Source organism: Ruminococcus sp. YRD2003, from assembly GCA_900109435.1.
Taxonomy (GTDB): Bacteria; Bacillota; Clostridia; order Oscillospirales; family Ruminococcaceae; genus Ruminococcus; species Ruminococcus flavefaciens_G.
The window spans coordinates 1-13,618 of sequence record FNZT01000003.1 but is presented as its reverse complement, the minus strand read 5'-3'; the positions used below and the strand labels follow the sequence as shown (position 1 = coordinate 13,618).

The window sequence follows — 13,618 nt, the reverse complement described above, 5'->3', positions numbered from 1 at the left end:
TTGTGAGCACTGTCTCAGATAATTCTTTCAGGAGGTATACTTATGAAAAGATCATTAGCCGCTTTACTTGCGGCAACGACTATCCTTACAGGCTGCGGGACTAAGTCTGTCTCTCAGAACGAAAGCGGCGTATCATCGGGAGGTACGGTCTCGGACAAGCCCGCGGAGGACATCGTTCTAACCATCGCCTACTCGACTAAGCCGAACGAGGCTATGCAGGAGCTCATCGACCGCTTCAACGCCGAGGACAACGGCGTGCGCGTGGAGGTCAAGTCGTACTGCAATGAGCAAGCCTTCACCTCTGATATACAGCAGCAGGTAGACTTCGATGTCACGCAGGAGCTCATCAACAAGGACACTATCGACCTCGTCGGCACGTTCTCGTTCGGCAATGCGGCAAAGTTCGAGATATTCAAGCGCAAGGGCGGCTTCGTCGACCTCTATAAATTTATGGAGGACGACCCCGAGGTCAACCGCGACACCCTCAACAGCCACATTCTCGGGCTATGCGAGCGGGACGGCAAGCTGTACTCCATCCCGACCTACTACTGCGCGAAAACGATGATAAGTAAAAGTGAATACGGCGGCACGACCCCCAACTGGACTATTGACGAGTTCATCGAGCACTGGGACAATATGCCCGAGGGCTCGACGGTGAACTGGTCGACAGTCTCCGAGGGCATATACTACGATGTGCTCCGTGCTAATACACCTTATTTCGTTGACTACAAAAAATGCGAGGTGCACTTTGACGACCCCGACTTCCGCAAAATGCTCGAATTCTGCGGAACCTTCGAGAGCAATATGGGAGAAAAGAGAGATGACCAAACAGTCCATGGCAACCCGCAGCTTGTGAAGCAATTCCTGCTGACGGACTACGGAAAAGCTATAGTCGAGGAACACGATAGCGCCCTTAATGCCGTCGCTTTCACGCATCTCAATGACGGAAGCTACACCCTCGTCGGCTATCCCACATCAGGCAGGGACGGCGCTTTTCTCTGCGGCATGGAGGAGTGCGCGATTCGAGCAAACATCTCCGAGGAGAAGCAGCAGGCGGCATGGAAGTTCCTGCGCGAATTCTACAGGGAGGACTACCAGTTCGAGCACTACGCCCGCAACAATGGTTCTCCTGATGGCAATATCGTGCAGTTCGAGTTCAAGGGCTTCCCGATAAATAATGCCGCACGCAAAAGAATCGCCGAGGGCACGATAAACGGCGATTATCTAAGCACTGAAAGTCAGACTGCAAACGGTAGAGAAATAACTCTGATAGGCAAACGTGAATATGATCAAGCGGACATCGACTTCATCGACGAGTATATGGATTCCATTGACCGCTGGGAATGCTCTGCCATAGACAGCGAGCTGTTCAAAATCATAGAGGAAGAAGTCGGGGCATATCTCCACGGTGAGCAGGACGTCGACACTGCCGTTGACCATATACAAAGCCGTGGGTCTATCTGGATAAGCGAACAGGCATAAGATGTCACATTTTTTATCTCTCGGTCGTTATATTATACAGGACGTCCAAAAATAAACAGGAGGTGGAAGAATGACAATAGCAGATTCTGAAAAGCTTCGGCGGCTCTACGATATCTATGAGCAGCCGATGTACAGGATAGCTTTTGCCGTGCTGGGCGACAGTCAGGCGGCGGAGGATTCCGTCTCAGAAGCGTTCCTGCGGATCATCAGACACCTCAGGCGTATCGGCGAGCCCGACTCTCCGAAAACGAAAAAGTACATCATTAAGGTGATACGAAGCACCTCTATAGAGCAGTACCGAAAGCGCAGACACTTCTACAACCGCGAAGCCACTATCGACGAGGCTTTGCAGCTGCCCGACGAGAACACCGACATCGAGCGCGAGGTCTTCGCGCGGCAGCCGTCGGAGATACTCGGCTGCCTTACCGCTGAGGAGCGGCGTATGGTCGAGCTGAGGTGCGGCTACGGACTGAGCTGGAGAGAGACCGCAGAAAGGCTCTCCATTACGGAAGCCGCCGCGCGCAAGCGCTTTGAACGTATCAAAAAACGACTTATTAGTATGAAGGGAGAGCCTGATGATGAAAACTTCAAGATTACCTGATAAAAAAGAGTGGGACAAGATAGTCGAAGAGGCATTCTCGTCAAACGACGAGCACACCTTCTCGCACAGCTACAATTCCCGCAAATATACGATGACGAGAGGTATTACAATGAAAAGAAGAAAAGTTGACAATAAAAACCACCGCGGACGCAGGATAGCGCTGTCCATAGCGGCAGCAGCAGCAGCGTTCACGATAGTACCGACTGCGGTATTTTTTGCAGGTCACAGCGGCGGAGCATCCTCCCCTGCCACTGATATGGGCGAGCTCACCGAGACGACTGCCGCCGAGGAGACAACAGCAGAAGCGCTCGCGGAGACAATGGCGGAAGATACCATAAGCCTTGAGGACGTCAGGTGCTACGGCTTCAAAGATGTGCAGCTCAATTACGTGCCCGAGGGTTTGGTTTACAACGAGGACGGTCCGTACGCGGGCAAATATCACGATGATAACACAGGCGGCGGAATGAGTTATGCACGGTTCGTTACAGACGGAAACGCCGATTATATCCAGGAGAATTTTCGCTGGGACTCCGAGGAATACGACCTCGAAGGCAAACACGTTATCGTCAGATATGCACGCTCGTTCAATGATACAGACGAAGAAGCAGCTCATATGTACAGCCGTTTCGTATTCGTGCTGTTCAACGATTCGCCCTATCTTGTTACTCTCCATATCGACAACAGCTACTCCGACGAAGAGCTGAAAAAGGTATGCGAGGGCATGGAGCTCGTTGACTGCGAGCCCGATGAGTTCAACTTCGTGCTCTGGAAGGACAGCTCGCCACTGCCGAGATATTCGGACGAATATTACTACGATTCTCACTTCACCGAGGTCGGCCTCGATGACGTACACCTCTATCAGATAGGCGAGACCTATACCAGCGACATATGCGACGGGGTATGCGATATCACTGTAAACAGCGCCCGCGTACTGGACAATCTCGACGGCATAACCACCGATGCGTGCGGCTGGGACTATGACTACAGCGGCTTCCTCGACGAGAACGGCAAGATAAAGCCCTGCCTGCGTACATGGTACTCGAATACTCCCAACGGAGACCCGAACGGTATTGTCACATCGGAGAATATCAAGAAGCGCGTAGTAGTGCTTGACCTCACCTACACCAACAACAGCGACCACGAGATAGAATACGGCATTTCACCGCATATGTGCTGCTATGATAACGGTCATTTCAGCTTTGTCGAGGACCCGATTCGCATTGAAGGCTCTGACACAGTCAATGACAACGTAAAGCTCTCACATGACCGCGGCGGATTTTTCTCCTTCAACTCCGACAATAAGGGCGGCAAAAACAGCGTTATCCTCGGCGCGGGCGAGAGTACAGACGTTCAGCTCGCATTTGAGGTCGATGACGACGACATCGGCTACCTAATGTTCTGCGACGATACAGGATACGCAGGAAGCACAATGGGCTCATATTTCCGCAATGCTCCCGTCGTAGACCTCCGCGATATCGACTTATATTCTAAATAAGCACATTCGGCTGCTCTGTATCACGGAGCAGCCTTTCTTTTTACGGTCTCCGAGTTCATCAATTTTTTCCTCCAATCTCTTGATATTTTTTCTCCCATATGGTATAATTACTGCACATAAGTTTATTTCGGGAGGTTTATGCTATGAAAATGACATCAGCTCAGGCAGCTAAGCTGCTAAGACAGCTCAACGACGAGCTCAGGACGTTACAATACCGCGAGGAGAATACTCGAAGTTTCCTTGCTGCTCTCGGCGAGGACCCTGAATCCGTCCGCCCTGACTATGACTATACCACTTCTCAGGAGCAGCAGAACGAGGTCGAGGCAAAAATACGGAAACTCAAGCACGCTATGAACGTTTTCAACTCCACAACCGTCATCCCCGAATACGGTATCACTATCGACGAAATGCTCGTGTTCCTCCCGCAGCTCAGCAGACGCTGTATGAGGCTCTCACAGATGAAGGACGCACTCCCGAAGGTACGTGAGAGTGCGGGGTTTTCGCGCGGTAATACCATTATCGACTACCGATACGCCAACTACGATATCGAACAGGCAGACAGAGACTACCTCGCCCTATCGGAAGAGCTCTCCAAAGCGCAGACTGCGCTCGATTATGTCAATAATACCGTCGAAATGGAAATCGACCTCTAAGGTTCTTTCCGTTTGCTGTTCCCACCCCGGATTTTTATGAAAAAGAGAGACACTGTTTATTGTTTAAGTCGTCCGTTATTCTTTTCTATGGGATCTATCCCGGTCCAATGTTAACGTTTTTGTTCAGTGGAGGAAAAGATTTTTTTGCCTTGAGCAAACACATCGGGAACAGCAATAAAAACCTTCCGGCAGCAGAGGTTCGGTTTCAAGCTGCCGATTTTAAAGTTAAAATAAAAAAATATATGTGTAACTGTTGACATCCCGCTTTAAGCGTGATATAATAATATAGTCGTACGAGACATTTGTTATATCGCGGTGTGGAGCAGCTAGGTAGCTCGTCGGGCTCATAACCCGAAGGTCGTTGGTTCAAATCCAGCCGCCGCAACCAGAATTTTGGCACTATATTGCAAAATATAGTGCCTTTTATTTTTGCCTGAATACAGGCTCGTATCGACTATAAGCAACTGCTCGCAGGACGAATTCTATACTATCTTGCGAGCAGTTATATTTTTGGATTATCTGTAATAATAAGGAACTGTACACCAAATGTACCTTAATTCAAAAATATAACATAAATCTCATAGGGATTTATATCTGGTTATTGCAAAAAAACAATTGATAGTGTATAATAAAAAAAGCAGCTCCCAAAGGAGCTGCAAATGTAAAATCAATTGATTAAAAGTGTTTGTGATTAGTCTTCGTCCTCTTCATCGTCAGAATCACTTAAATCTGCGTAACGATAATTGTTTAGTATGTGTGACAAGTGACCGAGGTATTCGGACAGAGCTCGAAAGGAAAACTCCTTCTTTTTTTCATTACCTAACAAATCTGATATGACCTCTCCGCTTTTGAAATGTATTCTGACTTGGTCGGTTACATTGACCGATACCGGCGACTCGTCACCGCTTCGATATAACCCAGCCTTAGCCGCTGCAGCATTTTTGATTATGGCTTTTTCATCTCTTGATGGGATTCTGGTTACAATGCTGCTTATATCACTAGGCTTAACACTATCTGGTACATAGACATCTATCACCCTGCGACCATCGATGTGCATTGTTGAACCTGAGCTTCCCTCGAAGTAGTCCACGATACCGTAGTTGTCCGGAGCTTGTTCTTTTATGACTATCGATGGCAGGATGTTGGCACTGTCAAATGGCGCCATGGGTCTTAATTCGCTTTTAGGTGCCCATGCATCTTTGATGTCAAATGCCTTTTCGTTGGAGTTTTCCCTTGGGGTATAATAGTCTCGGTAGGTTTCTGATTCCGCCGCAAAAAAGCGATTGAAACCTTTTTTCGGAGCGTCTGGATTATAGTTTTTCCTTGCCTGAGGAGTTTCACCATTGCTTGTGTTCTGCGTTACATCATACACGTCGAATGCGACATCATCAGCGATCTCATCGAAAGCTTCAAGGAAATCGTAGCCGTCATTGAACGAATATTTCTTTGTATCATTTATCTTTTCCGTTGGTCTTGTCACAATGTCGAATCCATATTTTTGGAATACTTTATTGCAGTGAAGCTTAAACCGGTTGAGCTGACTCAGGCCTTGTGAGAATTTCTTTCCGTTTATAAATGATACCGAATTGGATATCAGGTGAATATGCCTTCTTTTCGTGTCAAAATGGACAGAAACAGTACACTGGAAGCCCAGAGCATAGTAGAAATCACCGATTTCCTTAGCCATGTCCATGAATTCGTCATCAGAGATGTTGTTGTTGAATGGAGTTGGAGATGCAATTATCTGCAAGTACTGCCTTCCATCTAACTTGCCGAAAATACGTTTCACCTCGATCATTTCTTTGAGCGGATCATCCGTCAATGTGCCGAGGGTTTCCGTATACCTCTTATCTTGAGTCTTTACCGTGTCAGTGCAGTAATCATAAATCGCCCGAAGATCTTCGGTCTTACGATTATCACCCTGTCGCGCTAGGATTAATGACATACATCATCATCCTCCTCATCACGGATCGTTGAAAGCCTTTCTGACACATCTGTGAATTTACACATCACGTCAGCCAGAAGCGCCTTTATTTCACGCCCGAGATCATCGGAGATTTTTCCGCTGCGCAATGCGCCGGTAATCTTATCGTTGATCTCAATCAGTGTACGGGGAATATATCCGCCCTTGTCGAGGAAAATTACTTTTCCTTCTTCGACACCGATGCAACGCAGGTAGGTGCTGGCTTGGGGAATGTTTGCCCTTTCTGCATTTTTGATTATAGACTGTTTCTCTTCTTCTGTCAGTCTAACCTGTATAGTGGAATCTCTATTCATTTTTATACTCCTTTTTCATTACATTTCGGAATAATACTCCACAAATCACTACACGTGAAATGCATATACAATGCACTCATTATAGCTCTTCGCAAAGTTCCTTGGGAAATATGATTGTTCTTTTTTTTTAGCTGTGCTGCCACAGATGCAGCAGCACAACTTCTTGATAATAGTTATCATTATCTTTTTTTAGCCTCTATCTCCTCAACAGTTGCGAATCTGATACCCTTGTATCCGTTGACACGCTTTCTGTTGCAATCGTATACCTTGTCGCACTTGATTGATGAATCTATGTTCCGCATCTTATCTTTGAACGTGTTTCGACCCATAGGAGACATCGAATTGATGCTACAATACTCCACATAGCGCGTGTACAGTTCTTCAGAACCCACGGTTCCTTCGGGATCAAGTTTTACCTCATCCTTAAAGAAATCCTGGACCGTAAGTACCTGTGAACGCTGCTGAGCCAAGTATTCAACGGCATCGTCAGCCATTTGGAAGTCATATTTCGATTCAATCAATTCTTTTAACGTATCGACTGCAAGCGAGAATATGACGTCAACTTCACTTTTCAGTTTTTCTTCAAGCTCGAAGTCAACCATCTCGTCGGGAATTGTGCGAGTAAAGCGAATAACGACTAAGCGATCATAGACCGCCTCATCCGGGTGAGCAAAACACAGAGGCCAATTGCTTGCGAAGATAAACTTCAATGTGGGCGTGAAATTTATATATTTCTGGTAAACTTCGCGTCCGATGGTCTCTTCACATGAAATAAGCGATTTAAACGCTTCCTCATCCTTCATCGGGGTACTGCTGTTGTCTCTGCTTATGTTTATCCTTTTTCCATAATAATGCCAGCGGGATTTTTCAGTTCCCATGAGATGAAATGGCTGATGAGAGACAAGGTCCGGGTCAAAAATGCTTTGTAAAACATTTAATAGCACCGACTTGCCTGTTTTTCCCTTGCCTATAAGAAGGCATCCGCGTCTGCCTTTTGTCAAAGAGCTAACGCAATAGCCCAATATTCTCAAGAGGCAAGGAAGATTTTCCATGCCAACGCTCGTTAAGATGAACTGCTTGAAATGCGGTGCTTTATCAAGCTCCGAGTTTGGAATGTACTCAAAGCCCGCGATGTAGGAGAAGTCTATTGGTGTTTTCAGCTTGGTCAGCTTTTTCTTCGTTATATCGTAGACACCGTTCTTGCAGTTGACATACATCTGCCCGAGGCGGAAGCCCTTGTCCAAGTCGATTTGCAATTGCGGTGAGTAGCGCAGTCTTTCCAGGATATCCTTAATGATACCATCTGAGACACTGAGTGAATCAGCTTCCGTGAGTAGAGCGCGAATGACAGCAATCGCTACCTCTTCCGTTATGCACTTTTTATAATTAATCATGTCCAGAACAGGCATGAAATTGAAGAAGAGAAGAATCTTGAGCTGAAGCAACGCATTACAGATATCTGAAAATGCTTCTTTGGAATTCTTGATTAGAATTTTGCTCAAGCCTTTTGTTCTCTCCGAGACCATTTCGTATATGTTCATTATTTTCCTTTCTGAGCGGGGCAACGCCCCGCCCTGTCGTGTCTGTTTGTCCGATTTGTCCGGTTATTACAGAAAGAGTATTCCAATTAACCAGCCCCATGTGATTCGAGTTCCATATGGATATCCGCCAAGGTGTAATGACAGTACCGTGACAAAGTAAAGGCACTGTCACTGTGTCCGCAATAGAGCGAAACAAGCTTCGGAGAACACCCTTGTTGAATCAGATGAGAACAACGACTGTGACGAAGGGTATGCTGAGTAGTTGTCCTTGGTAGACCAGCTACCTCAACTGTCTTGTTGAAGTATTTCCTGAAACTACTCGGTTCGACCGCCTCGCCTAACTCGTTGCAAACGAGAAAAGGATTCTCATTGAACACACCGTAAGAACTCGCTGCCTTTTCGTGCAGATGCTTGAGATGAGCTTTGATATGCTCTGCGACCTCCTGCGAAAGTGGGATCTTACGGCGTGAGTAGTCTGTTTTTAGGTCAGTCAACTTGAGTTGAGACTTAGCCTGCCCAGGCTTAGCATCGAACATCTTAACTCGACGCAAACTGTGTTTGACATCGAGATACGGGATTCCGGCCTCATAGCATAAACAATCTGCCCGAAGGCCAAGACACTCTCCGCTGCGTAAACCGGTATTGGCAAGTATGTATATCCCTATAGCCCATTCGCCTTCAGCAACATCGATAAGCCTTTGTACTTCTCTTGTACTGAGAATTGGTTTCTCGATATTGTGCTGCTTCGGGAGATTTACAAACTTTGAAGGATCACTGGCTATGAGGGCATTAGCTTGAGCAGCCTTCATAGCCGCGCTGATGAAGTTAAAAATATTGCGGACAGTCTTTGGTGACAACCCACCGTTTCCATCACTCCTCCCAGCTGTGTAAAGCCAATTCGCCAGCTCTTGAAAATCATCTGCTTTCAGCTTGCATACAGCAGTACCTGCGATAGGATTCTTTATGATCTTATCATAATATCCTTCGTAGTTCTGCCGCGTTGAAGCACGGATATCAGGAGTGTATGATGAGAGATAGCGTTCAAGGAGTTCCTGAAATGTCATCATAGGTGCGAAGATGTTGACGCCGCTTTTTATGTCAGCCCTAAGTTGTTGAAGCTTCGCTGCGACTTCCTTCTTAGTCTTGCCATATATGTATTTACATTTACCGCTATGACAAAGCTTACCACGATAACCATTGCGGAACTTAGTGATGCATCCCTCACCGTTAGCTCTGCGCGTACCCATTATCTGTCATCCTCCTCCGAAAAGGTGGATATACGGACATATGAAAGTAATGTCATGATTATCACCTCACTATATTAAATTTTCAAGTTACTGGAGTAGGTGGATTGTGTATGAAGCCATTCCCTTAACTCGGCGGACGGAATGAGTATCTTTCGTCCGACCTTCATATGAGGAATGTCGCCGTCCCGAAGCAGCTGATACAGCTTTGATCTGCTGATATTCAGCTGTATAGCCGCTTCACTGACGGTCAGGCAAAGCTTGGAATTGTTCACCCAAATCGCCTCCCTTCGGAAGAAGTTGGATAGGAGCTCCGTTCCATGATATTATAATATCATACACATAGCCGTGTTGTCGATTGCAAAAGTTTAGAAACTTGACTCGAAAAAAATTCGAGGAAATAATGGAGGACATTATGAAAAAAATTCAGAGGAAAGAATGCTTTAGAGATTTGTTAGAAACTATTTTTGGAATCACTACATTTAATTATGATAATTACATTCGCAGCAAATCTGGAAGAATAGTCATGGGTGTGAATGGGTTGTTTGATAAGAATAATTTTTCATTAAAATATAGGAAGCATTACGAAAAGGTATTTGATATCACTTTTAACGTCGATAAAGAGGAATTTGTAAATAATAATAGCAGTGGAGAATGCAACTTTACTAGAAACGATGCTATTAACAACGCCATTATCTATTTTAGAAGACTTGATGTAATGTTACCTGACTACCTTAGTAATTCTAATGACATAGCTCTTCTGTCAAAGTTTATTTTCAAAATAATTACCACTGAAATACTTCCTATTATATTTGATACTGATGAAGATACAGAAAAAAGAACCTCTTACCAATTTGATGATATTTCAGAAGGATTTATGATGGCTATAAATAATATCAAATATATAGTTCAATTTGATAAGGTAATCGATTTAATGTATGCTAATGCACTAAATAAAGATGTTGAGTTTATTTGTGATAGTAATAATATTAAGGAAGAATGTAACTATTTTAGGTTCTTTTCTACGAATGACTTTACATATGGCGCAAGCTTAAGTTATAATCCAAGAATCTGTTTTAAAATCGAATATCTTAAGCCAGATACAAATAGAGCATTTAATGAAGATTCTATAAATAGAATACTAAATAGAACTGAACAATGGTCAGATATAGCAAATACATTTTTCAACGTAAACGGCACTACTATTCTTGAGGACGGTGTATATGAATTTGAAATGATTCCTCCCCATTTTGAAGGTAACTTTCTTCCGAGGTTTTTTTGTTTTGGTACAACACTATCTAAAAATGAAACAACTCAAGTGCTTGGCATTAATTCTTTTCCTCAAGGCAAAACTACAAGCATTTATCAGTTTAATAATGCTATTAAAGAAGCCGCATATAATGAGTTATGTAATAAATATCATTCCCTGTTAGAACATGAACAAGACAATTATTTGAATTCCGTGTTATCTACCTTAGCCAGTATTCTCTCATTGACTAAAAGAATTGTTTTGGATATCAAGAGTTCGGATGCTCAAGTAATCCAATCTATTGCGGATTATAACCCAAAATTGAAAAAAGGTATTGACTGTTTATCTAAAAACGGATTAGGCGATAGTGATATAAAAAGAATAATGTTAGAGACCTTACTGTATTCCATAGATTCTTATTGTAATTTCATAGAGAAAAAACTTTTTAGAAATGAAAAAAGAACTTTTTCATGGAGTATGCAATTTATCAAGAACAGATTATCTAAAACTAATAAAAGATTCTTTATTAGCAGAATAAAAAAGTATGCGGATATATTTCAGATACTAGCAGAAGAGAAAGGCTTATTTGAGCGATACAAATCTAATATTTCAATTATGGAATTACAGGTGGTAATATCCATAGGGAGCAAGGATAACAACAATATTTTTGTTCCGTTTGATTTAATCGATACTAATCCGTATTCGAAACTACATAATTATTTAATTCTTATATGCGATTTGTTGCAGGAGTAGTATTTGATTTCGTAACTCTTTCATAATAACAGCATTTCGCCCCATAAAGGGGCGAAAGCCATTTTAAAAGCTTTAGAGAAATCCCTGCATACCTGATATCTCCGATACCTTTAATTGCTCGGTCACATGGGCGTATGTATCAAGCGTGAAACCTACGCTTGCATGACCAAGTATTTTTGACAGCGTTTTTACGCTCATCCCTGATTCCAGCGCTCTTGTAGCAAAAGTATGACGTAATCCATGTACATTAACTTGACGAATGCCGTTTTTATCCAGTATTATCTTAAAATCTCGCTGAAAGCATCTCGGATCAATAGGCGTTCCAACTGTTGAAGCAATCACAAAATCAGTTTGTGGATAGCCATTCTTTTCAAGATATTCGGCTTGTTGGGTACGATGTTCATAGAGCTTTTTAGCTATATCCGGAAGTAGCGGAATCATACGAAATGAGTTTTTAGTTTTAGGCTCATTTAACATCAGCAGTGTTCTTGTAGATGCATTTTTATCTTTGTTTTGTATACGATTGAGTGTTTGAACTATATTAATATAGCTTTGCCCTTGCATATCTAGATGAACGTTTTGCCAAGTCAGACCAAGGAGTTCTCCCTGCCTTATACCAGTATACAAACATAGCAGTATAGCCATTTCAAGCCTATTACCTTTTATAGCTTCCTGTAATTTCTTTTGTTCATCAACAGTAAAGTATCGCATTTCAACTTTCTGTCGCTTAGGAAGCACGGTAGCTTCAGTTGGATTCTTGACAATCAAATCAAGGAAGACAGCTTGATTCAAAGCTTTATGCAGAAAGTTATGAAGATTACGAAGTGTTTTAGGACTAAGACCGCCTTTACCATTGATCTTTCCGTTTTTGAGCTTATCGTTATAGAATTGCTGAATAATCATTGGACTAAGATCGCATAGCTTGTATCCACCTATACTGTCCTTGATATGTTGGTAGATAAATGTCTCGTAGTTGATTTTTGTAGTAAGCCTGATATCATTGCAATACTCATCAAGCCATTGACATAGCCATTCATAAAGAGTTATTTTACTTGGCTCAATATATGTATTAGTGCGAAGTTTAGAAAGAATTTCGTTCATTTTATCAGCAGCTTCTTTTCGTGTACGACCGTAGACACACTTCTTTTTATACTTACCGTCAGCAGAAGGCAGGGACACAACTCCACGCCAATGCCCCTGCTTGTCCTTATAAATACAACCTTCGTTATTTCCACGTCTTGTTCCCATCAGAATGCTCCTCCATAGCAACTCTCATACTTTTCTTCTCCGCAGATATACTTCACATCCCTGAGAGCCTCATGGAGCAGGTTCGTATCCATGAGCATTTCTTCTATCTCATCGCAGGTATAGCCATACTCCAATAGTAATTCTACGTCCTCGCTGTCAACACCATAGCAGCCGCAGTAGGCGAGAAGCATCTCTTCGTGTATATTATAATAGGAAGAGTCATCATACCAGCTCATGTACTTGGAGCGGTAAAGTTTCGGTTCAAACTCCGAGCGTGTAATATTTCCATTTTTGTCAATACGAATGATATCTCCCTCGTCTGTTTTGATACGCTCAGAGGCAAACTTATGCAAACCTATCCTGCGGAGAGCGTTCTTCATGATACTTTCAGTGGAAGCGTAGACATACAGCCCGAGCACCGGGAAGTGAAGAAGACACATTGGATTGCTGCCCTTAATAATGTATAGAGAATTGTACTGATCCAGTACGGTGAAGCAGAAGTTGCCTTCAACAGTTTCAGACATATACCGCAGCGAATCAAAGTCGAGCTTCCCCTGAGATTCTATGAGCTGACAAGCTGCATAGCTATCAGTCTCGATGTGTGTCTCGGGTATGAGCTTGTCCTTGCGGAGCTGCTTGTCGTTCCAGAGGCAGCCGTTGTGAGCAAATGCGAAGTCCATATCTGCGTGACATAAAAAGGGATGATTGTTGTAGTTGAACTTCTCATTCCCCTGCGTGGTCATCCTCGTGTGTCCCATAATAGCAGCAGTACCGTCAGGCGGATTGAAGTGAAGCTTGTGAGCAGGTTTCGGGCGCTTGTAAATAACTACCTCGCCGTCCCTCACATAGCTGATACCAGCTGCGTCAGTGCCGCGCTCTTCGGCAGCATTAGCCAGAGCTTGTGTAAGTTTTCTCAGCATCCTATGGGGCATGATGCCCTCATAATTTAACCAACCGAATAATGAACACATAGAATCACTCCTCCTTTGAACCTTCCATCGCATTTGAACGGTAAATATATGGCGGTTGGTACTCCTTTGCCGTTTCCTTTAGGGCCTTCTCGAGCTTGCCGACC

Annotated in this window: 12 protein-coding genes and 1 tRNA gene; 6 read left to right on the top strand and 7 right to left on the bottom strand. The window is 43.8% G+C overall.

Going from position 1 to position 13,618, the window contains the following annotated elements; translation table 11 throughout:
- Positions 1 to 42: 42 nt before the first annotated feature.
- From BMX22_RS00075 to BMX22_RS00055, 5 genes are all read left to right on the top strand, one after another.
- Positions 43 to 1,482: an ABC transporter substrate-binding protein gene (locus BMX22_RS00075; protein ID WP_074739897.1), complete on the top strand. Its 1,440-nt coding sequence runs from the start codon at positions 43 to 45 to the stop codon at positions 1,480 to 1,482.
- Positions 1,483 to 1,552: 70 nt separating this feature from the next.
- Positions 1,553 to 2,083 carry an RNA polymerase sigma factor gene (locus BMX22_RS00070; protein ID WP_074739896.1) on the top strand — a complete coding sequence of 177 codons (531 nt, stop codon included), beginning with the start codon at positions 1,553 to 1,555 and terminating at the stop codon, positions 2,081 to 2,083.
- Positions 2,058 to 3,578 (top strand): hypothetical protein, encoded by a 1,521-nt coding sequence (locus BMX22_RS00065; protein ID WP_143055444.1) that lies wholly within the window; start codon positions 2,058 to 2,060, stop codon positions 3,576 to 3,578. Before BMX22_RS00070 ends, BMX22_RS00065 begins: the two co-directional genes overlap by 26 nt.
- 143 nt (positions 3,579 to 3,721) lie before the next feature.
- Entirely contained in the window at positions 3,722 to 4,231 is a 510-nt protein-coding gene (locus tag BMX22_RS00060; protein WP_074739894.1) for a hypothetical protein, read from the top strand.
- A 311-nt stretch (positions 4,232 to 4,542) separates the two neighbouring features.
- A tRNA-Met gene (locus BMX22_RS00055) sits at positions 4,543 to 4,619 on the top strand.
- Positions 4,620 to 4,922: 303 nt separating this feature from the next.
- Here the strand turns inward: BMX22_RS00055 and BMX22_RS00050 are convergent.
- The 5 genes from BMX22_RS00050 to BMX22_RS17025 form a co-directional block, all read right to left on the bottom strand.
- Positions 4,923 to 6,176: a relaxase/mobilization nuclease domain-containing protein gene (locus tag BMX22_RS00050; protein ID WP_074739893.1), complete on the bottom strand. Its 1,254-nt coding sequence runs from the start codon at positions 6,174 to 6,176 to the stop codon at positions 4,923 to 4,925.
- Positions 6,167 to 6,508: a plasmid mobilization protein gene (locus tag BMX22_RS00045; RefSeq protein ID WP_074739892.1), complete on the bottom strand. Its 342-nt coding sequence runs from the start codon at positions 6,506 to 6,508 to the stop codon at positions 6,167 to 6,169. The genes BMX22_RS00050 and BMX22_RS00045 overlap by 10 nt, the downstream gene beginning before the upstream one ends.
- A gap of 179 nt (positions 6,509 to 6,687) precedes the next feature.
- Positions 6,688 to 8,049: a DNA primase family protein gene (locus BMX22_RS00040; RefSeq protein ID WP_074739891.1), complete on the bottom strand. Its 1,362-nt coding sequence runs from the start codon at positions 8,047 to 8,049 to the stop codon at positions 6,688 to 6,690.
- A gap of 86 nt (positions 8,050 to 8,135) precedes the next feature.
- Positions 8,136 to 9,296: a tyrosine-type recombinase/integrase gene (locus BMX22_RS00035; RefSeq protein ID WP_074739890.1), complete on the bottom strand. Its 1,161-nt coding sequence runs from the start codon at positions 9,294 to 9,296 to the stop codon at positions 8,136 to 8,138.
- A 74-nt stretch (positions 9,297 to 9,370) separates the two neighbouring features.
- Complete coding sequence (locus BMX22_RS17025; RefSeq protein WP_074739889.1) at positions 9,371 to 9,568, bottom strand: helix-turn-helix domain-containing protein; 198 nt, start codon at positions 9,566 to 9,568, stop codon at positions 9,371 to 9,373.
- A gap of 140 nt (positions 9,569 to 9,708) precedes the next feature.
- Here BMX22_RS17025 and BMX22_RS00025 point away from each other — a divergent pair, with 140 nt between their 5' ends.
- Positions 9,709 to 11,295, top strand: a complete 1,587-nt coding sequence (locus tag BMX22_RS00025; protein WP_074739888.1) for a hypothetical protein — start codon at positions 9,709 to 9,711, stop codon at positions 11,293 to 11,295.
- A 72-nt stretch (positions 11,296 to 11,367) separates the two neighbouring features.
- Here BMX22_RS00025 and BMX22_RS00020 read toward each other — a convergent pair whose 3' ends face one another.
- Both BMX22_RS00020 and BMX22_RS00015 read right to left on the bottom strand, forming a co-directional pair.
- Complete coding sequence (locus BMX22_RS00020; protein ID WP_074739887.1) at positions 11,368 to 12,543, bottom strand: tyrosine-type recombinase/integrase; 1,176 nt, start codon at positions 12,541 to 12,543, stop codon at positions 11,368 to 11,370.
- On the bottom strand, positions 12,543 to 13,514 hold the full coding sequence (locus BMX22_RS00015; RefSeq protein ID WP_074739886.1) for a glucosamine 6-phosphate synthetase: 972 nt from the start codon (positions 13,512 to 13,514) through the stop codon (positions 12,543 to 12,545). Before BMX22_RS00015 ends, BMX22_RS00020 begins: the two co-directional genes overlap by 1 nt.
- Positions 13,515 to 13,618 lie beyond the last annotated feature (104 nt).

Bases quoted from the DNA above. Each gene is read 5' to 3' on its own strand.
- BMX22_RS00075 (WP_074739897.1), top strand. From the start codon at position 43: ATGAAAAGATCATTAGCCGCTTTACTTGCGGCAACGACTATCCTTACA.
- BMX22_RS00070 (WP_074739896.1), top strand. From the start codon at position 1,553: ATGACAATAGCAGATTCTGAAAAGCTTCGGCGGCTCTACGATATCTAT.
- BMX22_RS00065 (WP_143055444.1), top strand. From the start codon at position 2,058: ATGATGAAAACTTCAAGATTACCTGATAAAAAAGAGTGGGACAAGATA.
- BMX22_RS00060 (WP_074739894.1), top strand. From the start codon at position 3,722: ATGAAAATGACATCAGCTCAGGCAGCTAAGCTGCTAAGACAGCTCAAC.
- BMX22_RS00050 (WP_074739893.1), bottom strand. From the start codon at position 6,176: ATGTCATTAATCCTAGCGCGACAGGGTGATAATCGTAAGACCGAAGAT.
- BMX22_RS00045 (WP_074739892.1), bottom strand. From the start codon at position 6,508: ATGAATAGAGATTCCACTATACAGGTTAGACTGACAGAAGAAGAGAAA.
- BMX22_RS00040 (WP_074739891.1), bottom strand. From the start codon at position 8,049: ATGAACATATACGAAATGGTCTCGGAGAGAACAAAAGGCTTGAGCAAA.
- BMX22_RS00035 (WP_074739890.1), bottom strand. From the start codon at position 9,296: ATGGGTACGCGCAGAGCTAACGGTGAGGGATGCATCACTAAGTTCCGC.
- BMX22_RS00025 (WP_074739888.1), top strand. From the start codon at position 9,709: ATGAAAAAAATTCAGAGGAAAGAATGCTTTAGAGATTTGTTAGAAACT.
- BMX22_RS00020 (WP_074739887.1), bottom strand. From the start codon at position 12,543: ATGGGAACAAGACGTGGAAATAACGAAGGTTGTATTTATAAGGACAAG.
- BMX22_RS00015 (WP_074739886.1), bottom strand. From the start codon at position 13,514: ATGTGTTCATTATTCGGTTGGTTAAATTATGAGGGCATCATGCCCCAT.